16 protein-coding genes are annotated in these 22349 nt (G+C 66.7%); 2 read left to right on the top strand and 14 right to left on the bottom strand.

All coding sequences use genetic code 11. From position 1 onward, the window contains the following. Positions 1–2: 2 nt before the first annotated feature. The 9 genes from G6N13_RS06695 to G6N13_RS06655 all read right to left on the bottom strand — a co-directional run bounded on the left by G6N13_RS06695 (position 3) and on the right by G6N13_RS06655 (position 16533). Positions 3–1502, bottom strand: coding sequence for an APC family permease (locus G6N13_RS06695; RefSeq protein WP_163695500.1), 1500 nt, complete (start codon positions 1500–1502; stop codon positions 3–5). Positions 1503–1568: 66 nt separating this feature from the next. After that, positions 1569–2159 carry a hypothetical protein gene (locus G6N13_RS06690; RefSeq protein ID WP_163695497.1) on the bottom strand — a complete coding sequence of 197 codons (591 nt, stop codon included), beginning with the start codon at positions 2157–2159 and terminating at the stop codon, positions 1569–1571. Positions 2160–2224: 65 nt separating this feature from the next. Further along, positions 2225–5431, bottom strand: coding sequence for an arabinosyltransferase domain-containing protein (locus tag G6N13_RS06685; protein WP_163695494.1), 3207 nt, complete (start codon positions 5429–5431; stop codon positions 2225–2227). After that, the gene (locus tag G6N13_RS06680; protein WP_163695492.1) at positions 5428–8697 is read right to left on the bottom strand and encodes an arabinosyltransferase domain-containing protein; all 3270 of its coding nucleotides are present in this window, start codon (positions 8695–8697) and stop codon (positions 5428–5430) included. The genes G6N13_RS06685 and G6N13_RS06680 overlap by 4 nt, the downstream gene beginning before the upstream one ends. A 76-nt stretch (positions 8698–8773) precedes the next feature. Next, positions 8774–12040, bottom strand: a complete 3267-nt coding sequence (locus tag G6N13_RS06675) for an arabinosyltransferase domain-containing protein (protein WP_179965094.1) — start codon at positions 12038–12040, stop codon at positions 8774–8776. After that, on the bottom strand, positions 12033–13886 hold the full coding sequence (locus G6N13_RS06670; protein WP_163695489.1) for a galactan 5-O-arabinofuranosyltransferase: 1854 nt from the start codon (positions 13884–13886) through the stop codon (positions 12033–12035). The genes G6N13_RS06675 and G6N13_RS06670 overlap by 8 nt, the downstream gene beginning before the upstream one ends. A gap of 9 nt (positions 13887–13895) precedes the next feature. After that, the gene (locus tag G6N13_RS06665; RefSeq protein WP_163695487.1) at positions 13896–14675 is read right to left on the bottom strand and encodes a decaprenylphospho-beta-D-erythro-pentofuranosid-2-ulose 2-reductase; all 780 of its coding nucleotides are present in this window, start codon (positions 14673–14675) and stop codon (positions 13896–13898) included. Between the two features lie 19 nt (positions 14676–14694). Beyond that, positions 14695–16095: a decaprenylphosphoryl-beta-D-ribose oxidase gene (locus tag G6N13_RS06660; protein WP_163695485.1), complete on the bottom strand. Its 1401-nt coding sequence runs from the start codon at positions 16093–16095 to the stop codon at positions 14695–14697. Between the two features lie 27 nt (positions 16096–16122). Then, positions 16123–16533 (bottom strand): GtrA family protein, encoded by a 411-nt coding sequence (locus tag G6N13_RS06655; protein ID WP_163695482.1) that lies wholly within the window; start codon positions 16531–16533, stop codon positions 16123–16125. 62 nt (positions 16534–16595) lie between these two features. On the opposite strand from G6N13_RS06655, the gene G6N13_RS06650 reads away from it, so the two are divergent. Next, positions 16596–17219, top strand: coding sequence for an HD domain-containing protein (locus G6N13_RS06650; protein WP_163695479.1), 624 nt, complete (start codon positions 16596–16598; stop codon positions 17217–17219). 64 nt (positions 17220–17283) lie between these two features. Next, on the top strand, positions 17284–17718 hold the full coding sequence (locus G6N13_RS06645) for a pyridoxamine 5'-phosphate oxidase family protein (RefSeq protein ID WP_163695476.1): 435 nt from the start codon (positions 17284–17286) through the stop codon (positions 17716–17718). Here G6N13_RS06645 and G6N13_RS06640 read toward each other — a convergent pair. The 5 genes from G6N13_RS06640 to G6N13_RS06620 all read right to left on the bottom strand — a co-directional run bounded on the left by G6N13_RS06640 (position 17715) and on the right by G6N13_RS06620 (position 22335). Next, positions 17715–19115 carry an HNH endonuclease signature motif containing protein gene (locus G6N13_RS06640; protein WP_235677950.1) on the bottom strand — a complete coding sequence of 467 codons (1401 nt, stop codon included), beginning with the start codon at positions 19113–19115 and terminating at the stop codon, positions 17715–17717. The genes G6N13_RS06645 and G6N13_RS06640 overlap by 4 nt on opposite strands. A gap of 172 nt (positions 19116–19287) precedes the next feature. Next, entirely contained in the window at positions 19288–20118 is an 831-nt protein-coding gene (gene wzm / locus G6N13_RS06635) for a galactan export ABC transporter permease subunit Wzm/RfbD (protein ID WP_163695473.1), read from the bottom strand. Then, positions 20115–20999 (bottom strand): galactofuranosyltransferase GlfT1, encoded by an 885-nt coding sequence (glfT1, locus tag G6N13_RS06630; protein WP_163695470.1) that lies wholly within the window; start codon positions 20997–20999, stop codon positions 20115–20117. Before glfT1 ends, wzm begins: the two co-directional genes overlap by 4 nt. Next, positions 20996–21820 (bottom strand): galactan export ABC transporter ATP-binding subunit Wzt/RfbE, encoded by an 825-nt coding sequence (gene wzt / locus G6N13_RS06625; RefSeq protein ID WP_163695468.1) that lies wholly within the window; start codon positions 21818–21820, stop codon positions 20996–20998. The genes glfT1 and wzt overlap by 4 nt, the downstream gene beginning before the upstream one ends. A gap of 8 nt (positions 21821–21828) precedes the next feature. Then, positions 21829–22335, bottom strand: coding sequence for a bacterial proteasome activator family protein (locus G6N13_RS06620; RefSeq protein WP_163695465.1), 507 nt, complete (start codon positions 22333–22335; stop codon positions 21829–21831). Between the last annotated feature and the right edge of the window lie 14 nt (positions 22336–22349).

The raw sequence follows: 22349 nt of genomic DNA, 5'->3' as shown, positions 1-22349 counted from the left end.
CACTAGGTGCGTTCCTTCGGTAGCGTCTGGCCGCGGAAGAAGGCCGGTGCGTTGAGGTTCCACAGGATCATCAGTACGACGCCGAACGCCAGGCTGAGCACGCCGACGACGAATGCGGTACCGATTCCCAGGAGGGACCCACCCGAACCGGTACTGGGGTCGGCCATCAGGTAGGCCTCGACGATGCCCACCGGGATGAGGATCAGCGCGCCGATGCCGGGCAGGATGACCTGACCCATGGCGGTACGCCAGGACCGAAATGCGGTGCGCCAGAAATACACCACCGAGGAGATCGCCACCACGGAGTAGTAGGTCATGATCGCGATGCCCACGCTGTAGACCGAATCCGACACCACGCTGTCGCTGATCACATCCAGCGCGCAGTAGATCGCCAGGCTGGTCAGACCGATCACCCACGTTGCGAACTTCGGTGTCGAACTCACCTCGCTCACGGATGCGAACCGATCCGGCAGCGCCTTGTAGGTGGCCATTGACAGCAGTCCGCGGGCGGTCGGCATGACGGTGGACATCGTGGCCGAGAACGCGGACAACCCCACCACCAGCGCCGCCAGCATCGCGCCGCGTTCGCCGATCGATTGGGTGGCCAGGGTGGTGAAGACGTCGTCGACATTGCCCTCGTGGGTCAAGCTCGTGTCGCTGTTCGGGTCGATTCCCGCGAACGACAGCGCCGCCACGCTGAAGATGACATAGGTGGCGACGGTGATCAGGATCGCGGTGACGCCGCTGCGGCCGGCATCCGCCGACGATCCCGAGGTCTCCTCGGACATCGCCAGCGACGCATCGAAGCCCCAGAAGATGAAGATCGCCACCAGGAATCCGCCCAGCAGACTGCTGAAGTCGTGGATTTCGAACGGGTTGAACCACTCCCAGGAGAACGACGCCGCGGTCGGGCTCTGCTGGCCGCGAAACACCGCGACCAGCATGACGACCGCGAACAGGATCAGGCCGCCGTATTGGATGATCGTCAGGATCAGCGTGGTGCGGGATGACTCCTCCGCGCCGCGGGCCACCAGCCACGTGGTCAGCAGGATGAAGATCGTGGCGACGATGATGTCGAACCACACCGGCGACTCATCGATCCCGAACAGCACGGCGGCGGCATTGGTCAAGATCCCCGCGGCGCCGACGCCGGCGAGGATACTCGACAGCACCAGTGCGAAGCCACCCATCCAGCCGATGTGCGGTGCGATCGCCTTGGAGCCCCAGGTGAATACGGTCCCGGCATCCGGGGCGGCGTCGGTGAGATGCTTGTAGGCCAGTGCTACGAAGTACATCGGAATGACCGCGAGGATGAAGACGATCGGCAGCTGATAGCCCGACTCCTCGGCACCATGCCCGAGCGCACCCGTCAGGGAGTAGGCGGGCGCGGTGGCCGCCAATCCGATCGCCACCGCCCCCACGAGGGAGACCGACCCCTTCTTGAGGCCCTTGGAGCGCAAGCCGTGCATCAACGGGTCGACGATTGCTGCGTCTTCAGCCATCCGCGGATTGTGCCATCCGGTCCGGCCGGATGTGCGGTCTACCGAGTATTGCCGGCCAGCATCTGCTCAGTGCCGTGTGATGCTCTTCGAAACGGTGTGCCGAGCACTGCTCGCACCGGCTGGTGTCTGGTAGGAACGCTGTTGCGGCGCTGCGGCTTTGTGGCGATTGGACCGGGCTCCGGGCTGGTGAGTGCGCTGCGGCGGCACTGCGGCGGACGTCCGGCTGGCGGCCGGCACCGCCGCTGCGGGCGTCCCAGGCGGCGATGCGCCGGACAGCAATCTTCTGACCGCGAATACCACACTTGCGACCAGGCCGATCGGGGTGCCGATGATTGCCCCAACGATAGCCACGACCGGTACGAGGGGGACGAACAGCACTCCTACCACCGGAATGCGGGTCACTTGGAGTGCCAGCACTCCGGCGACCACGAACCCCCCGATGAATCCGGCACCGGCGCCAGCCAGTAGCTGCCCGCCGGCGGCGGCACTCGGTGTCTGAAAGACCACCAGGTGGACGGCCGCGGTGGAGATCGGGGGCTTCGTCATGGCTGCGGGTGGACCTGTTGGCAGGCTCGTTGTCGCGGCCGTCACGACCAGGCCTGCGGCGATCAGTGCGGCCGCGGCCGACCTCAGTCGACCGGCGATGCTGTGTGCCATGGCTTCGCCCTGACAGGAGCTGGAGGTCGCGATGTCAGTACCCGGCTACTGCACTCCAGGCTTGATCAGGGCTTGATCCGGATGGGCCCGGACTTCCACAGCCCGCTGCGGGTGGCGGTGCCCAAGTCGATTTGCGCGGGTTGCGCCTCGACGATGGTTTCGAACCTGCGCAGCGAGCCCCAGTCGCGCCCCCAGTCATGGGAAAGGTAGGTCGCCATCACATCAGCGCGCAGCAAAAGGTCAGTGATGCCGAGCAGGCCCCCGTTGCGGCCGTCTTCCCAGGTGTCGGTGCTGTCTCGCTTGGCGGCGTAATCCGGCGTGATCCGGAATTTCGGCACCTCGGTGACGCCGTTGGCGTGCAGCATCGGCTGCTGGCACGGGAAGGCCAGGCCCACCGCCCAGTCCATCAGGACCGGCTGGGTCGAGCCGACGTATTCCTGCACCGAGCGCAGCTCGGGTACCCGCGGCGGGGTCACCGCGAGCCAGTCGCCGGGGGTCAGGGACCGGTCGGCGGCCACGATCCGCACGGTGGTGGCGTCGGCGGGGATCTCGGAGCGGGCGAATCGCAGGTTGCGCCATGACGGTGCCGGCCCGAGGTCATACGGGCTCACCCGGCCGGCGGGCACCGGGGTGCCGTTGGGTCCGGGCTTGCCGTATTCCAGTTCCACCGTCTGGCCGTCGGTGAAGCCGTTGAGCACGCTGCGACCGGCGATGGTGCCCGCGGCGGTGACGACGACCAGCGGATGGCCACTGTCGTTGGGCGGCAACTGATACCACGCCGAGTTCAGCGTGGCGTCCTGCTGCGGGCCGGCGACGTAACTGCCTGCCAGTGGGACCCGCGCCGGGTCGAGGCCGTAGGGCAGCGGGATGGTCGATCCATTGATGCCCGGGGTGTCGAGCTTGATCGGCTGATCCCAGTCGTAATCGGTGCCCGGCTGTGGGTTCGTCATCCGAATCGCTTCGGCGACAATGTGTTCGGGAACGCCGCTGGGGGTGAACCCGATCGGATTGGTGCCGCCAAGTGGTCCCAGCGGGCCGTAATCCCCGGGCAGCGGGGCCAGGAATCCGGCGTTGGCGTCCGGTTCGACCAGCACGTCGTCGGCCAGTCCGCAGCCGCCGGAGAACGACCGCAAATTGGCCCACGCGTTGGAGTAGGTCGGGTACTGGCGCACCACGCCCGCGGCCATCGAGCCGATGAACACCAGCACCATGAACCCGGCGGCCAGCGGGATCGGCGCGGCCGTGACGGCGCGCGCGATGCGGCCCTCACCGTGGTCGCGGGAGTTGAAGTGCAGCCAGAGGGTGCAGAGGGCCGAGACAACGAACAGGAAGAAGAAGATTGTGCTGACGGTGATTCCGCCGATCCGCGGCATCGCATTGTTGAACGGCACACCGTAGCTGGAGACGTACCACCAGCCGTTGGTCGTCGCGAAACACAGCGCCAGCACGAAGAGCACCGCGGTGACGACGGTCATCCGGTTGCGCGACCAGCGCAGCACCTTGGGCGAAACCAGCACGGTGGCCAGCGCCGCCATGGCCGCGCCGACGGCGGCGAACAGGCCGAAGTGGTGCACCCATTTGGTCGGGGTGAACATCAGGAAGAACACCGTCGCGAAGATGACACCCATCAGCCGCCAGGCCGGGCCGCGGGCCACCCCGGGAACGCGCTTGCGGCGCAACATGATGAACATCGACACGAATAGCGACAGGGCGGTGACCAGGAATCCGAATCGTCGCGACAGCGAGCCGTCCACGGTCGGCAGGATCAGGTAGTAATAGCGCAGGTTCTCGGTGTACCAGGCCTGGCTGGGCCCGATATCGGTGCGAATCCTGGTCGCTTCCAACACTGTTGCCAGGGTTTGGTCGGCGAAGACCACGGTCAGGATGATGGTGCCCGCGGCCAGTAGTGGCAGTACCAGCGGCCAGGTACCCACCACCGCGCGGCGGCGCACCAGGATGCGCAGGATCGGACGTCCACCGGCGATCAGCGCGGCGACCGCGATCAGACCGGTCGGCTGGATGCCGAGGGTGAATGCGGCGCTGATGATGGCGAGCGCGGCCGGGGTCAAGCGGCCGGAGATGACGGCCCGCTCGATGAGAACGTAGGTGATCAGTGCCCCGGTGGCGATCTGACCTTCGGGTCGCAGGCCGTTGTTGAACGGCATCCACGCTGCCATCAACACCAGCCCGGCCGCCCACAGGGCGGGCCTGCTGGCGATCACCGCAGGGCCCAGCCGGGGCAGCACCTCACGGGACAGCAGCAGCCAGCAGACCAGCGCACAGATCAAGTCCGGCAACCGCATCCAGATGCTGGCATCGCTGACATGGGTCATCAGCGCCAGCACGTTGTAAAACCAGCCGAACGGGTCTTCGGGGCTGCCGAACCAGCGGAAGTAGTTCGACATGTAGCCGGCGTGGTCGGCAACCCGGGCCATCTGCAGGATGTAGCCGTCGTCGGAGGAGTTGGCGCCGATCACGTGCCACACCAGGAAACCGGCCACCACGGTCACGTCGACGGCGGTGAACGTCCGCCAACGCTGCGGGATCCAGGCGTGCATACGGCGTCCGTCGAGCCGATCCAGCCGCCACAGCGCCAGCAGGGCGATCACCGTGGCGGTCATGGCCAGCAACATCGCCGCCAACTTCAAAGCCGTTGGTGTGGAAGAGAACCGGGTATCGATGGTCGCGGAGAAGCTCAGTCCGGGCGGTGCCGGGCCGGTCAGGTCGGTGAAGACCCCGACGATTGCGGGCCGCAGGTTGGGATCGGCGAATCCGCTGCGCATCTCTTTGCCGGTCGTGGGATCAGTCAAGCCCACGAAGGTGGCGAACGTCCCGTCGGTGTTGGAGCTGATCTCGAGGCGCGAGCAGCCGTCGATCCGGGAGCGCGGGACGCTGGCGACCACGACATTGCGGTCGGTGATGTCGACGCGCTGCGTGCTCACGTTGACGAACAACGAATTCAGCGCCGCCTCTTTGCCTTTCTGGGGCGCTAGCCCCAGCACCAAGCCGCCTGCGGGCGGCATGGACCGGATCAGCTCGCAGGGCACGGTCGCCGTCAGCGACACCGGCGCTTGCGAGATCAACGGGGACGTGACATTGCTCAGCTGACCGGCCTGCGGCCAGTTCAGCGTCGCGGTGGTCTGCTCCACCGGTAACAGCGGGGTCAGCACGGAGAGCACGAAACCCACCAGCCCGGCGATCGTGGCCACCCAGCGGGTGATTCTCACATCACGGGCCGAGTCGCGGGCATTGGCGGCGAGCGTCTGTGTCATGGCAGTGCCCTGATGGGTCCGCTTCGGCTCCAGCCGAATACCGTCTTGGTGCCCTGGTCGATGACGGCATCGGGAGCCTGCGCCGACGGGACCAGGCGGATGTAGCGCTCAATGGCGCCCCAGTCGCGGTACCAGTCGCCCCGCAGATACGTCGGGACGGTCGCGGTGGTCAGCAGGCCCTGGATGAACAGGAAAGGCCCACCGGCGCGGGCGGACAGCCACATATTGCTCGACACCACCACCTGTTTGAGGTTCGGCAGGATCCGGTACTCCGGGAGCTCGGCCACGCCGAGGTGTTCGGCGAACGGCCGCTGGCATGGGAAATTCGCCGCGGTGGCGATGTCCATCATCACCGGAGTCTGCGAGCCGAGGAATTGCTGGGCGGTCTGCAGCACCGGTACCCGAGGCGGGGTGAAGCCGAACCACTGGTCGGTGCTCAGGTTCGGGTCGTCGGCGACGATACGCGCGACGTTGGCCTCCGGTGGCGCCCAGGCCATCGGGAATCGCAGATTGCGCCAAGCCTTTTGGGCGATCACGTCGATGGGCTGTACCGAGTTCAGCGCCTGGAAGCTGCCATCGGGACGCTGCACACCCCACTGCAGTTTCAGTGATTGTCCATAGTTGAACTGGCCCTCTTCGTCGTAGAACCAGATTGCCCCGGCCGCGGCGACCGTGACCAGCGGTCGGTCCGGGCTGCGCGGGGGCAGTTGGTACCAGGCCGAAGTCGCCTTGGCCGCAACGGTGTTCTCGCCTGCGCTGCCCATCACCGGCGTGGTCTTGGGGTCCAATCCGAACGGCAGGAACACCCGCGACCCGTTGACCCCGACCGGTCCGTAGCCACCGCCGGTACCCGCGGCGAAGGCGATACCGGCATTGGGCTTGTTGGGTGAGCCGTCGGAGTTGACGGTGCCGGGGTTGGCCACGAACGGTTCAGCCGGCTCGAGGGTGTCGCTGATCCCATTAGGGGTGAAGCCAACCGGGTTCTCGCCGCCGAGCGGACCGTACTCGCCCCATTTCTGGCCCGGAACCGGTTGCAGCATACCGGCATTCGGATCCGGCTCGACCAGGACGGCGTCGGCCATCGCACAGCTTGCCGTGGACAGTCCCGACTGCAGTGCGGACAGGTTGGCCGCCGCGGTGGTGTACACGGGGTAGCGCTGGGCGAAGGCCTTGGTCATCGAGCCGACCTCGAGCAGCACCATGATGAGCGCGACCACCAGCAGCGGCGTGGAGGCCAGCGCCCGGTTGCGGCCGGTGTTCTTGACCTCGGTGTGGCCGCTGTAGTCCATCCGGAAGTGCAGCCATCCCGCGATCAGACCGGTCAGGATCGCCAGCGCCAGGAACATGGTCGTCACGGGCTGGTGGGCGATCACCGGCTGACGGTCGAACCACGGCACCCCATAGCTGCCGACATAGAACCAGCCGTTGGTGCCCGAGGTCGCCCACGCCAGCACGAAGAGCAATGCGGTGACGTACAGCGCCAGGTTGCGTCGGCTGTGCAAGCCGACCCGGGCGAATGCGAACGCGGTGACCCCGCCGAGCGCGCCCGCCAGCCCGGCGAACCCGCCGAACTGGACGGCCCACTTGGTGGGGGTGAAGGTCAACAGCAGCAGGCCGATCGCGGTCGAGCCGATGAGCCGCCACACCGGACCTCCTGCGACGCCCGGGATGTGACCGCGGCGCAGCAGCACGGTCAGCATCCCGAACAGGCACAGCAGCATCACCAGCACGGCGAAGCGGCGGGTCAGCGAGCTCTCCACATTGTCTTCGACGGTGAGGAAGTAATACCGCAGGAAGTCCTGGTACCAGGCGATCGTCGGCCCGACAACATATTTGATGCGTGCGGACTCGGCGACCGCGGCCAGGGTCTGGTCACGGAAGACCACGACGAAGATGACCGACAGCGAGGCGGCCAGCGTGGCCAGCGGGGCAACTAGACCGTCTTGCGCGCGGCGGGCCCTGATCACGCGGGCGATGGCGCGCGCACCCACCAGCAGTGGCGCGATCGCGATCAGGCCCTGCGGGGCGAGCGTCACACTGAAGACCGCGACGACGATCGCGATGGCCGCCGGGACCAGCCGCCGGGTGGCGATCGCGTGCTCGACCAGGATCCACGCTGCCAGTGCGCCGAAGGCGATCAACGGTTCGGGGCGCAGCCCGTTGTTGAACGGCAACCAGGCAGCCAGGAACACCGCGGCGGCGGTCCACACCGTGACCCTGTTGAGCGCCAACCGCCTGCCCAGCCGCGGCAGCACCCAGCGGCTCAGAATCAGCCAGGTGCCGATACCGGCGGCGGTGGCGGGTAGCCGCATCCACACTCCGGCGGTACTGATCGTCGCGAGGTGGGCAAGCACTGACTGGTACCAGTCGAACGGTGCCTCGGTGGCTCCGAAATAGCGGAAGTAGTTGGCGGTGTAGCCGGCCGATCCGGACACTCGCGCGATGGTGAGGTTGTAGCCGTCGTCGGAGGAGATGGCGCCGATGACATGCCAGAGCAGCAGCCCGCCGATCACCCCGATATCGGCCAGCCAGGTGCCTGGGCCGCCCCGAAGGACACGTCGCCACGCCCCCGGAACCCGCCGACCAGAGGCACGGTCCAGCATCGCGAGCGCAATCATCGAGGCGACCACGCAGGCGATACCCAGCACCATCACCGCGATCTTGAGTGTGCCCGGGTGGGTGATGAACCGGGTGTCGATGTCGATGCGTGCCGACAGGCCCGGTTGGGGGGCCACCTTCAGATCCGTGAAGATCCCGTCGACCGCCGGCTTCTTCTCGGGGGCCAGCGTGCCGGTTGCGCCGGGTATGCCGACGAAATCGGCCCCGACCCCGGCGGCCCCGGCCCAAATGCGTAGATCGCTGCAGCCGCCGGCCGCGATGGCGGGCCGTGGGGCGACCGCGGCGACAGTGTCGCGGAAGGCGACGACGACGGTGGCGGCGTTGGCGCGCACGAACAGCCCGTTGCGGCTGGCGTCGATACCGGCAGGAGGGATGGTCGAGAACACCAGGCCGCCCTCGGTGGGCAGGGTCGCGATGATCCGGCAGGGGATCGTCACGGCGAGTGACTGCGGTGCGCCGGAGACCAGCGGCGCGGTGATATCGCTGACCATGCCGTCTGGACCCGCTGCCTGCGGCCAACCGATGGTGGCGGTGGTCTGGGTGACGGGCAGCAGGGGCACCACGCCGCACAACAACACGCCGAGGATTCCTGCGATGACGGCGACGAGCCGGGCGATCCGGCTGGCGTCGGGTCTGTCGCTTGGCACGAGGCTCGATGGTAGGCGACGAACGTGAGTGGGTTCGGCAGGCCGGCGGGCACCTGAGCGATTCGACACCGGATTCCTAGGTCGGTCGTAGTGGAGCCGGGCTCCACAGCCCAGTGCGGGTGGCGGTGCCCAGGTCCAGCCGGGCCGGCCGCGCCTCGGGATAGAACGGATTGAGCCGCTGCAGCGCGCCCCAGTCCCGGAACCAGTCGTCACGCAGGTAGCTCGGCACCGAGGTGGCGCGGAACAGCAGCTCGCTGATGCCGAGCGGACCGCCGCCGATATTGTCCATCACCGGCGAGTTGGCTTCGGCGCCGAACCGGTCCGGCAGGATCCGCCACTTCGGCGGCTCGATGACGCCGTACTGGTGGCCGAACGGGCGCTGGCACGGGAAGGCCAGTCCGACAAGCCAATCCAGTAGCACCGGATCCTGGGACCCGACGACGTCCTGCAGGGTGCGCAGCTTCGGGATGCGCGGGGGAGTCAGCGCGATCCAGTGCTGGGGTGAGAGGTCGTCATCGGTGGCGACCAGCCGGATCATCGTGGCATCGCGCGGGATCGCGGCCAGCGGGGCGCGCAGGTTCCGCCACGCCGGTGCGGTGCCGACATCACCGAAAGCCATTGAGCCGCTGGGCTTCCCGTCAGCTGCCTGCTGGTCGGTCGCCCACTGCACCTGCACCTCGTCCTGGTCGAACCGGCCGGCTGCCGCGACCACCAGCAGCGGTGCGGACGCCCAGTCGGTGGGCAGCCGGTACCACGCCGAGCGCAGCACAGCTGGCTGTTGCACGCCGGCGCGCCAGCTGCCCATCACCGGTGTGCGCGCCGGGTCCAGGCCGTAGGGCAGCCGGGCGCGCGAACCGTTGACCCCGCCTACGGCGTTGGTCCCGCCCTCGGTTCCGGCCTCGCTGCTGGTGATCACGCCGTCGGTGTCGGCGAAGTTGCCGCCCCCGGGAGGTTCGGACACCGGGTCGGCCGAGATGTCGGCGGGTATCCCGCCGGGGGTGAACCCTTCGGCCGTCGTCGCACCGAGCGCGTCACCGACCGACACCCCGGCGATCGGGGCCAGGATGCCGGCGTTGGGGTCCTCTTCGACCAGCACGTCGTCGGCCAGCCCACACGTCTTACCGGTGAGGGCCTGCAGGTTCGAGCGGCCGACCGACCACGCCGGCCACTGTTGGGCCATCCCCAGGGTCAGCGATCCCACCTCGAAAACCACCAGCAGCCAGGCCACGATCGCTAGCGGTGAGCCCACGATGCGTGACCACCAGTGTGTCTGCCCCGTAGTGCCGTTGTCAGCGCCGGAGAAGTGGAACCAGGCCGCCACCAGCAACGTGAGGATAGTCAGCCCGAGCAATATCGTGGTGAAGCCGAAGTGCCACTCGGGGAACTGGTTTGACCACGGCACACCGAAGTTGGACACGTACCACCAGCCGTTGACGCTGGCGAACGACAGACCGGTCATGAACAGGACTGCCGCGGCGAATAGCGCCCGGTTTCTTCGGGACCTCAGCACGTGCGCGGTGACGGCCACGGCAGCCAGTGCTCCCAGCGGGCCGGCCAGCCCGGCGAACACCCCGAAGTGATGGGTCCACTTGGTCGGGGTGAACATCATCGCGATGAACGAGATGATCGTGATCCCGATGATGCGTTTACTGGGACCTGCCGCGGTCCCGGGAATGTGGCCGCGGCGCAGGATCATCGCCACCACGACTGCGAGCGCGATGAGCAGGGCCAGCACCGCGAACCGGCGGCTGATCGAGCCGTCCGGGCTGGCCATGAACAGCCGTTCGTAGCGGATGTGTTCGTCGAACCAGCTCAGGCTTGGGCCGACCGCAGACTTCAGCACGTTAGCCTGCACTTCGCCGACCAGGGTCTGGTCGCGGAAGATCAGGATGATCGTCACTGTTCCGGCGGCCAGGATCGGGGCCAGCAGCGGCAGCAGGCCGAACTGGCGGGATCGGCGGTGCAGGATCGTGCGCAGCGGGCCGATTGCGACCAGCAGCGCCCCGATCGACGCGATGCCGGTTGGCCCGGAGAACAACGTCAGCGCGCCGATGATGCAGGCGAACGCGACGGGAAGCAGGCGGCTGGTGGCCACACCGCGTTCGACCGAGCACCAGGTGAGCAGGATGCCGAGGGCGATGATCGGTTCGGGCCGCAGGCCGTTGTTCAGTGGCAGCCAGAACACCAGGAACATGCCGGCGGCAGTCCAGATGGCGGCGCGGCTGGTTTTGACCGCGTGGCCGAGCCGGGGGATCACCTCGCGGCTGATCAGCCACCAGCACACCAGTGCCATGGCCAGCGTCGGCAGCCGCATCCAGATGCTGCTGGTGGAGACGTGCGCCCACAGCGCGAGCAGGTCGTAGTACCAGCCGAACGGTGCCTCAGGCGTGCCGAACCAGCGGTAATAGTTGGCCATGTAGCCGGCGTGCTCGGACACCTTGGCCATGGTGAGGATGTAGCCGTCGTCGGAGGTGTTGGCTCCGACGAAGTGCCACCACAACAGAACGGCGAACACCACTCCGTCCAGGGCGCTCACCGACCACCAGCGCGACGGCAGGAAGCGCCGCTGGCGTACTCCGTCGGCACCGTCCAGGAGGTGCAGGGCGACCAGCGCGATGAGCGTCATCGCGGCGCCGAGCACCATCGCGGCCATCTTGAGTGCCGTTGGCGCGCTGCTGTAGCGGGTGTCGATGGTGGCCGACAGACTCAGCCCGGGCGGCGCCGGGCCGGTCAGGTCGGTGAAGACGCCGACGATCTGGGGCCGGAAGTCGTAGCCGCTGCGCTCACCCTTCAGCGGGGCGCCGGGATCGTCGGCGTCCGGCCCCTGGGTGAGGCCGACGAATTCGGCGGTCACCCGGTCGGCGTGGGCGGTGAACGTCAGCTTCTGGCACGCCGGGCCGAGTACCTGCTTGAGCGGCGCGACCACGACCGGGGTGTTGCGGACCACGACGACGAGATCGTCGTTGGCGCGCTGGATCAACAGACCGCGGTCAACGGCCTTGGGTGCCTGCTTGGGGACTGTCGACAACAACACCGTCTTGGCGGGGCTGTCCAGGCCCGCGGCCGCGCTGCACGGCACGTCGATGGTCAGGTCGGTTGCCACGTAGCTGATCAGGGGCGCTGTGACGCTGTTGAGCACACCGTTTTGCGGCCAGTTCAGCTGCGCGGTGGTCTGCTTGACCGGCAATAGTGGTGTCAGGATCGCCAGCGCGGCGCCCAGCAGCCCGGCGATGACGGCGACGAGACGGGCGGTCCGGTACTTGACCTGCAGGTCATCTTGGGCCCGCGTCTGTTCCACGGAGCTAGATGGTAATTGGCCGCCCGGGAGGTCCACGCTATGCATTCCGGATGGCCAGCACGAAAGGCCCGATCGTCTTGACGGTGAAGTGCGGTCCGCTGAACAGCTTGCTGTCGAAGTCGACGACGTAGCGGCGCACGTTGGGCTGGTTGGGGTAGACGTCCTGGGCCAGTCGCAGCGTGTAGGTGTCCGATGAACCAGCCGCGCCGCCGCGGCGCATCAGGAAGACCGTCGGCGGCTGCCAGGGCAGCGTGTCGAGCGCGTGAACCAGCTGATCGGCGTTCTTCAGGTCGGCCCACGATTCGATGGCCGCGGCCCGTTCGTCGAACTCGGCCAGCGGGTTGGCGTAGTGCGAGGTCAGGCCCTGGAACCCGTAATAGGGGTAGTACGACAGGAAGCTGTAGTCAGCGGTCAGCACGACGGTGTCCTCGCGGGGCCGGCCGGTCGCCTTCTGGATGGCGGTGTCGACCTCGGCGTAGTACTTCTCGGCTCCGGGCGGTCGGCGATCGCCGCGCTGCCCGTAGCCGTCGGTATCGGTGTAGGCGACGGTCAGGTCCGGCCGCAGCACGTCGGGGATGTCCTGGCTGAAGCCGATGGCGCCGATCAGCCCGATGGCGGCGCCGACTCCGATGACCTTGCGGCTGGTTCGTGCGGCGAGCGCGAGTGTCACCTCGAGGAAGCCGAACACCCCGGCCGCCGACAGCAGCACGGTCAGCGTCGGTTGCAGCCGGAAGGACAGCAGGGTGGTGCCGAGCAGGGTGGTCAGCATCGACAGCGCCGACCAGGCGTAGACCGTCAGCACGCCGATCCCCAGTGCGGTGGCCCGTACCGACGTGCTGGCCCGCCACACCAACCACAGCGTCCCGAGCATGCACAGCGCACCGAGCAGTGAGAACTGCAGCATCGGGAACGTCAGCACCGCGCCGTCGGCGGGCAGGTAGTGGTTTGCACTGCCGGCGCCGCTCATCGGGTGGCTCGTCGCGTACACCAGGAACGGCAGCCAAGTGATTGCTGCGATAGCTCCAGTGATGACGGCAATGACCGCGAGCCGCAGCAGCGGTTCGGCGCTGCGTCGCGCGACCGCTACAGCGGCGGCCATCACAGCCACGGTGAAGGCGGCATAGCCGAACAGCAGGGTGTAGAAGGTGGCGGAGACACCGAGGAACAGCCCGACGCCGGCCACGGCCGCCCAGCCGCCCCCCCGCGTCCCACCGCGCAGTCCCGACCACGCCAGCACCAGCACCGGCGGGATGAGGACGGTGATGACGGCTGCGTAAGGCTCCGTTGAGCTGTAGGCCAGGGTCACCGCGGTGGTGGCGACGGTGACGATCAGCGCGTACTCGAACCGGATGAGCGCCGACCATAGCGTCATCGCCAGCACCACGGCGATCGCGATGGAGACAATGGCCCACGGCTTGAACATCTCCCAGGCCGGTGTGCCGGTCAGGGCGGCGGCCCGGCCGCCGAGCCAGAACCACCCGGCCGGGTAGTACGGCGGCAGGCCGATGTAGGTCATATCGTGCAGCGCCGGGCTCTCGGTGAGCCGGGTGAGGTATTCGGTGCGGAACTGCTGATCGACTGAGATACCGAAGAGGTAGAGCCGGCTCGCCCCCAGTGGCATCCCCAGGGTGACCACCGTGAACGCCGACAGGAACACCGCGGCGGCGATGCGTGCGACCCACTCATATCCCTTGCGCCAGACGAATCCGGTGCCCAGCAGCAACACCAGGCAACCGACCTGTCCAACGGTGGTCAGCGCGTGCAGCTGGTTCGACGACGGGAAGGCGGGCCACTGGACCCGGGAGATCGCGATCAGTGCGATCGTCGAAACCAGCACGGCCGCAGCAACTGCCGCGATCATCTGGCCCGCGGTGGCCAGCGCGCTCCTCATCGCGTTGGGCTAGATCGGCAGCTTGCGGAAGATGGGCCGCGGGATGTGCCGCAGCACCGACATCAGCACGCGGACCTGCCCGGGCGCCCACACCAAATCTTTGCCCTTGGCTGCGGACGCCACTGCCAGCTCGGCGACCTCGTCGGCGTTCACGGTGAAGGGCGCTTCCTTGGCGCCGGTGGCTTTCCAGTGGTCCAAGGTGGTGGTGGTGCGCACCTGGCCCGGCCGGATCACGAGCACGTGAACGCCAAACTCGCGCAGCGCTTCTCCGAGTCCCAGGTAGAAGCCGTCCAAGCCGGCCTTGGTGGAGCCGTAGACGAAGTTATTGCGCCGTACTCGTTCGCCGGCCACCGATGACATCGCGATGATCTGCCCGAAGCCCTGGGCGCGCATCTTCTCGCCGATCAGCACGCCGACCGAGACGGCGGCGGTGTAGTTGATCTGGGCGCTCAGTACCGCCTTGGCCTGGTTCTGCCACAGCTCTTCGGCATCGCCGAGGATGCCGAATGCGACGATCGCCACGTCGACATCGCCATTGGCCCAGGCGGATTCGATGACGGCTGGGTGGCTCGCGGTGTCGAGGGCGTCGAAATCGAGGTATTCAACCGACTTGGCGCCGACAGCCTCCAGTTGGGTGATCGCGAGGTCGCGCTTGGGCGCGTTCGGCAGGTCAGCCAGGATGACCCGAGCTTTGGCGTTGCGCAGATAGCGCTCGACGATGGCCAGGCCGATCTCGGAGGTGCCGCCCAAGAGCAGGATGGTTTGCGGATTGCCGGTGGCGTCGATCATGGGTGTTGGGGATGCCTTTCTACAGCAGTTCGAGCCGGCGGGCCATATCGGAGGCAAACACGCCATGGGGATCGGCCTTGCGGCGCACCGCAATCCATTCATCGATCCGCGGATACATTCTGTGGAAACTCTCGGCGCTTACCCGGGAGTCCTTGGCGGTGTAGACGCGACCGCCGAATTCCATTGCCCGCTTGTCGAGTTCATTGAGGAACTCATTGGCGCCGGGCTTCATCGGGAAGTCCATCGCGACGTTCCAGCCGGCCATGGGGAAGCTCAGCGGAGCCTTGTTACCTGGGCCGAACAGTTTGAAGACGTTGAGCGCCGAGTAGTGCCCGCTGGTCTGAATCCACCGAATGATGTCCTTGAACTCGTCCAGGGCATTGGGCGGCACGAGGAACTGGTGTTGGGCGAAACCCGCTGGGCCATAAGCATTGTTCCAACCGCTGACCAGGTCGAGCAGGTGGTAAAACTGCGACAAGTTCATGATCTTGCCCTGGTAGGTACCGCCGAGGCGGTAATACACCTCACCGATGGCACTGAACGACAGCTTGTTCATGGCGCTGATCGGGAATACGTCGGGCACCGTCAGTAGCTGCGGCGCATCGAATTTCAGCGGGTCCTTGGCCAGTTTCTTGGGCAGCTGATCGAGTTTGGCCAGGCTGCCCCGGCTGACCGCAGCGCGTCCCAGCTTGGGCGGCGGATTGATCAGGTCGAACCAGGCGCTGGAATAGGTGTACTTGTCCTCGCTGCCGTCCAGATGGACCGCGATGGTCTCGTCCAGGTCAGCGGTGGCGATACCGTCGGCGATGAAGTAGGCCGTCTCGGTGCGGGTCATCGCGATGCGGGCCCGGATCACGATGCCGGTCAAGCCGTTTCCGCCAACGGTGGCCCAGAACAGTTCGCTGTCGGGGCCGTCCGGCGTCAGCGTGCGGATTTCTCCGTCGGCCATCAGCAAGTCCAGCGACAGCACGTGGTTGCCGAAGCTGCCCGCGCTGTGGTGGTTCTTGCCGTGGATATCGGATCCGATGGCACCACCGACGGTCACCTGCCGGGTGCCCGGGAGAACCGGGACCCACAGACCGAACGGAAGGGCGGCCTTCATCAGCTGGTCCAGGCTCACCCCGGCGTCCACGTCGGCCACGGCGGTGTCGGCGGAGAGGGAGTGGATGCGGTTCAGCCGCGTCATCTCGACGACGATGCCGCCGCCGTTGCCGGCTTGATCTCCGTAGGAGCGGCCGAGCCCGCGCGCCACGATGCCCCGGCGCAGGTAGGACGGGCTGGAGGAATCGGCGTCGGCGACCTGCCGGACCGCGGCCGCGATCACCTCCACATCGGGGGTCGACAGGACATGCGCCACGCTCGGCGCGGTCCGGCCGAACCCGGTGAGGGAACGCTGTGTCAGGGGGAGTTCGGTAGCCATGTCAGTGCCAAAGGTTACCCGGCGGGACTACTTCAACCGGAATATCACTGCTCGCTGGACTACAAAGTTGATGACGGTGGCGGTGCCCTGCGCGATCACGAAGGCCACCGGGACCTGCCACGGCTGGCCGGCGAACTTGACGTAGAACAGGTAATTGATGCCGACCTGGACCGCGTAGGTCAGCGCATAAAGGGCGATCACGGCGATGAACCGGGCCGTACTGGGCGGCGCCTGGAACGTCCACCGCCGGTTGATCAGATAGGCGGTGGTGGTGCCGGCGATGAAGCTGAGCGTTTTGGCCACATTGACCTGCAGCCCGAGCTTGAGAAACAGCACGTAGAGCCCGAAATCCACGCACGCCGACAGCCCGCCGGTAAGGATGAAGCGCACCACCTGGGTCTTGAGGCTCAGGGGCGTCGACGGGGCTACTTCGGACACGCCGGAAGCTTACTTACCCAGGCCGCTTCGCTCTTGCCGGCGGGGCGGTGCACCATGGTCATGTGCAGGATCTGGTTGACGCCTGGGCGACGCTGCTGTCCCGGCACATCGACAACCCGGCGGTAGCCGCGGTCGGACGCGACCTGGTCGCCTCCTGGACCGAACCGCACCGCCGCTACCACTCCGTCGAGCACCTGCGCGGCATTCTCAGCCACGTGGAGGAGCTGGCGGAATTCGCCGACGATCCCGACGCTGTCCGCCTCGCCGCCTGGTACCACGATGCGGTGTACGCCGGGCTGCCCGACGACGAGGAGCGCAGCGCCCGCCGCGCCGAGCAGGACCTGTCGCGGCTGGGGTTGGCACCCCAACTGGTCGACGAAGTCGCGCGCCTGGTGCGGTTGACCATTACGCATGACCCCGCGCCCGGCGACCACAACGGCGAGGTTCTCTCCGATGCGGACCTGGCGGCCCTCGCCGTTTCCAGGGAACACTACGAGCGCAACACCGCGGCCATCCGCGCTGAGTACCAGCACGTGCCCGACGATGTGTTTCGCCGCGGACGCGTGCAGGTCCTGGTGGCCCTGCTCGGCGGGCCTGGTGTGTTTCGCACCGAGTACGCGCGCCGCGAATGGGAACCGCTGGCGCAAGGCAATCTGCGTGCCGAGTTGGCCACGCTGACGGACTGAACGGCCTCGTCCGGAAGGCCGTTGGACCCTATGCGCGTAGTAGTTGCCGAGGGATAATCCGCGTATGACAGGCGAACACGACCCGATCACGGTACTCAGCGAGGATGAGAGCTGGGAGCTGCTGAAGAGCGTCGCGCTGGGCCGGCTGGTGACGAACGTCGGCGGTGAGCTGGAGATCTTCCCGGTCAACTTCGTGACTCAGGGGCACACGGTGCTTTTCCGGACTGCCGAAGGCACAAAGCTTTTCGGCACCGTGATGAATGACAAGGTGCTTTTCGAAGTCGACGATCACAACGTGGTCGAGGGTTGGAGTGTCGTCATTCGCGGGACTGCGCAGGTGCTGACCGCAGCCGATGAGATCCACGAAGCGGACCGGGCACAGCTCTTACCGTGGATCGCGACCGAGAAGCTGCGCTTCGTGCGCATCACTCCGAACGATATGTCCGGCAGGCGGTTTGTCTTCGGGCCGGAGCCCGAGCACGGGGCATACCCCAGTTAGAACGGTGGTGGGCGGTTGCGTTCGGCGGCGATGCGGTAGGCGCGTTGGGCGGCGCGGGTTTTTCGTCGGGTGGGCATCATGAGCCCGATGGTGGGCGGGGGTTCGCCGACTGGTGCGGGCAGTGTTGCGGTGGTGACGTTCCAGCGCGGGATGAGCAGGCGGCTTCCGGGTTGAGTGCGATAGATTCTGCCACCTGGTGAGGTCCACGTGATCGTGCCATCGGGGTCTTGTTGATCATCCCAGCCGGCCCAGAAGGTCTTGAGCAGGTGGTGTTTTCGGCATTTGCACGCCAGGTTTGAAGCGTGGGTGGGTCCCCACGGCCAGGGGATGGTGTGGTCGACATCGCAATACTCGGCGGGCATATCGCAGTGCGGGTAGCGGCAGGTCATGTCCCGCATCCTGACGAACTCATCCAACGCTGTTGAGGGCCGATACTGCGGTTCGGGATCGTCACTCGGGCGGCGCAGGCGGCGGACTTTCGCGCCAGAGCGGATGAGTTCGGCCAACAGCGGCGCGGGCACGATTCCGCGATTGCCGGTCAGCACCCCACCTGCCGCGGGCTCTTCGCCGTGCATGGCTGGATCAGATTGGGCGTCAAGGACATCCGCGTCGGCCACCACGTGCACGACCACACTGGCCGCGCGCCCGTCGGGTTCGGCGGCGGGGCAGTCGCGGTTGCCGCACAGGCAGGCCAGATGATCCGAGCCGGCGGCGATCGCCCCCATCGCATCGGCGCGGCGCTGCCCGATCGTTCGGGGATCGTCCTCACACACGGCGTGCGCCATCTGCGTCAACCGGCGTTCGATCACGACACCGTCAGTCTGCTGGACTGATCCCCGGATCTCGACGACCCCGTCATGGGCATGGCGCGTATCGACGACGATATCGCGATCCCGCACCCAAGCGCGGGTGCGGCGCACGGCACCGGGGTCGTAACGATCCACCCAGTAGTCGATCGCCCGCTGCAGTTTCAGCTTGGACATCGGACCCCACGCCACGGCGTCCTCAGCGATTGCCCGATCCAGGATCGCGATGATGCCTCGGTCTTGTACTAGGTAGGTGCGATCCACGATCGCCTCGCACACCCGATAACTGAGCTCTCCAGCCAGGAACAGGGCGCCCACCCGGGGGAACCGATGGCGCAGCGACATCGCCAGCGTCATCTCCGCCGATGCCCGGCCGTGGGTCACCGCCAGTGCGGCTGACAGCTCGGCGGCGAGGGCGTCCCACGCATCGCAGGCCCAATGCGCTCGCTCATCATCGGAACACCGCTGCGCCACCAATCCGGCGATCCTCGCCAACCGTCGCGCCGCAGCTTGAGCTTCCAGTCGGGCTTCGTCGACGATGGCATCCACCGCCGCCGCATCGCTCATATCCCCCAACCTGGCATCGAACATGTGTGCGAGTATGCCACCAGGGTCTGACAATTGATGTTGTGATGTCTCAGGACATCGGTGACGGTTCGGTCTACGCGCTATGTCGACCGAGCCCGACCAGGAAGCGGTCGGGTGGCGGTCCGTCCTCGGCCAGCGACGCGGCGAATAGTGCGGAGCCCGCGGCCACCCGCGGCTAGACCCAGTACGGCACGCGCGCGCGATATTGCCGCAGCGCGAATGCCGCGACCACCCAGCCGATCACGGTCAGCGCTATCACGACGGCCCAGTGTCGCCAGTGTTGGTCGGCGCCCAGCAGGGGAGCCCGCAGGATGTCGAGATAGTGCAGCAGCGGGTTGAGCTCGATGATCTTCGCCCACTGTCCGGCGCCCTGCTGCTGAAGTGTGTTGTCGTTCCAGATGATCGGCGTCATGAAGAACAACAGCTGCACGATCGAGAACAGCAGCGGACCGATATCGCGGTAGCGGGTGGCCAGGATGCCGAAGCAGAACGACACCCACACGCAGTTCAGCATGATCAACAGCAACGCCGGGATCGCCGCCAGGTCGGGCCACGTCCAGTGCTTCGGAAAGATGATCGCGATCACCACGTAGATGACGATGTTGTGCGCGAACAGAATCATCTGCCGCCACACCAGCCGATACACGTGCACGCTCAACGGCGTCGGCAGCTGTTTGATCAAACCCTCGTTGGCGATGAACACGTCGGAGCCCTCGAGGATCGCGGCGTTGATCATGTTCCAGATGATCAGTCCCAGCGTCACATAGGGCAGATGCTCGGACAGCTCGAGGTGAAACAGCTGCGAGTACAGCGCGCCCATCGCGACGGCGGTCGTTCCAGTGGCGATCGTGATCCAGAACGGGCCGAGCACCGAGCGACGGTACTTCTGCTTGATGTCCTGCCAGCCCAGGTGCAGCCACAGTTCGCGCTTGCGGTATCCGTCGGCCAGATCACCCCACGCGCGACGGAAGGTCTTCGACTGGGCCGCGGCGTCAATGAACGTCATCTGCTGAACCTTTCGCGCCTACCCATGCGCCGCAATCGAACCCACTCGGCGAACCCCGCCGGATCCCGGCGCTGCACTAAGAAGAACCATCCGAATCGCACCCACTCCTGCGGCGCCAGCTTGCGTTGACCGCGCTGGGCCTGCAGGTAGCCGCGGTTGCGGTAGGTGAAGAATCGCTTGGTCGGATCGTCCGGATACTGAGTGTGCATGCGCCCGCCGAGGATCGGCTTGAACTCGTCGCTGCCGTGCGGGTGCAGATACGTCGCTTTCAGGCACGTGCCGAACGGTAGACCCGACAACACCAGCCGCCGGTGCATGTCCACCTCGTCGCCGCGGATGAAGAGCCGGAAATCTGGTAGGCCAACAGCTTCCAGCGCCTCGGCGCGGAACAGCGCACCGTTGAACAGCGATGCGTAGCCGCGAAGCAGATCTTCGCCGTTCAGTTCGTGCGGATGTCGATGCCAGGTCAGGCCTTGGCGTACCGGAAAAGCGAACCGGTCTGGGTCTTCGATATCGCACACCATTGGCGACACCTCGGCCAATCCGTGCCGTGAAGCGCAATCGAGCAGGGTGGCCAAAACCGACGGTCCCTCGGGGCGCCCGTCATCGTCGGCCAGCCACACCCAGTCCGCGCCCAGCGTCAGGGCGTGCAGCATGCCCAACGCGAATCCGCCTGCCCCACCGAGGTTTCGGCGTGAACCGAGGTAGGTCGACGGGATTGGCTGGCCGGCGACCAGGTCACGCACCCGGTCATCGCGATCGTTGTCGACGACGATCAGATGGTCGACCATGCGGGTTTGCGTACTCAGGGCGTCCAGCGACTTGGCCAGCTCATCGGGACGGCGATGCGTCACGACGACCGCGCACACCTTGTCGGTCACGGGGTGGCGACCCCGTCCGACCAGTCGCTCTTGTGCTCCTCGAGCACCTCCCGCACATGCCGTGCGGCGTCCTCACCCTCGTAAGCCCGCACCACGTCTTCGATGCCGCCGGCCATCTTGATGGTGCCGTGGTCGATCCACATCGCGTTCTTGCACAGCCGTGCCAGAAACTCGTTGGAATGGCTGGCGAAGACCAGGATTCCGGATCGTTCGACCAGGCTCTGCAATCGCGACTGCGCCTTCTTGAGGAAGTCGGCGTCCACCGCGCCGATGCCCTCGTCGAGCAACAGGATCTCGGGGTCGATGCTGGTGACCACACCCATGGCCAGCCGCACCCGCATACCGGTGGAGTAGGTCCGCAGTGGCATCGACAGGTATTCGCCGAGCTCGGTGAAGTCGGCGATCTCGTCGACCTTGGCCGCCATCTGCTTGCGCGTCTGTCCCAGGAACAGGCCGCGGATGATGATGTTCTCGTAGCCGGAGATCTCCGGATCCATCCCGACGCCGAGGTCGAAGACGGGTGCCACCCGGCCGCGGACCGTGGCCGAACCGCGGGTCGGTTCGTAGATCCCCGACAGCAGCCGCAGCAGCGTGGACTTGCCCGCGCCGTTGTGGCCCACTAGGCCAACCCGGTCGCCCATCTTCAGCGACAACGTGATGTCCCGCAGCGCTTCGATGACGACGACGTTTTCAGTGTTGCGCCCGATCGCACCGCCGGCCGCACCCAGGAACGTCTTCTTCAGCGAACGCGTCTTGGCGTCGAAGATCGGAAACTCGACCCAGGCGTCGCGGGTTTCGATGAAAGGGTCGTCAGCAGCCACCGTGGTGACTACAGGTACTGCCCGGTGCTGTGACCGGGGGCTCCGGGCGGACCGGCCTGGGCGATGCCAGGGGGAAGCGCACCCTGGCCGCCGCGCGTGTGCTCCAGTTGCGCGCGGGCAGCCATCTGCTGGGCGAACAACGCGGTCTGGATTCCGTGGAACAGACCCTCGAGCCAGCCGACCAGTTGTGCCTGCGCGATACGCAGCTCGGCATCCGACGGGATGGAGTCATCGCTGAATGGCAGCGCCAGCCGTTCGAGTTCCTCGCGCAGCGAGGGGGCCAGGCCGTCTTCGAGCTCGCGGATGGACGTCGCGTGGATCTCGCGCAGCCGGCTGCGGCTTGCGTCGTCCAGCGGTGCGGCCCGCACCTCTTCGAGCAGCTGCTTGATCATGGTGCCGATTCGCATCACCTTCGCCGGCTGCTCCACCAGGTCGGTGACGGAGCGTCCCTCGGCGTCGTCGCCCTCGAGTCCGGTGATGATCTCGATGCTGTCGTCGTCTGTGTTCGTCGTCATGGAAGTGAAGGTTC

The sequence above is a fragment of the Mycolicibacterium sarraceniae genome (genome assembly GCF_010731875.1).
Taxonomy (GTDB): Bacteria; Actinomycetota; Actinomycetes; order Mycobacteriales; family Mycobacteriaceae; genus Mycobacterium; species Mycobacterium sarraceniae.
This window is presented reverse-complemented; position numbering and strand designations above follow the sequence as displayed.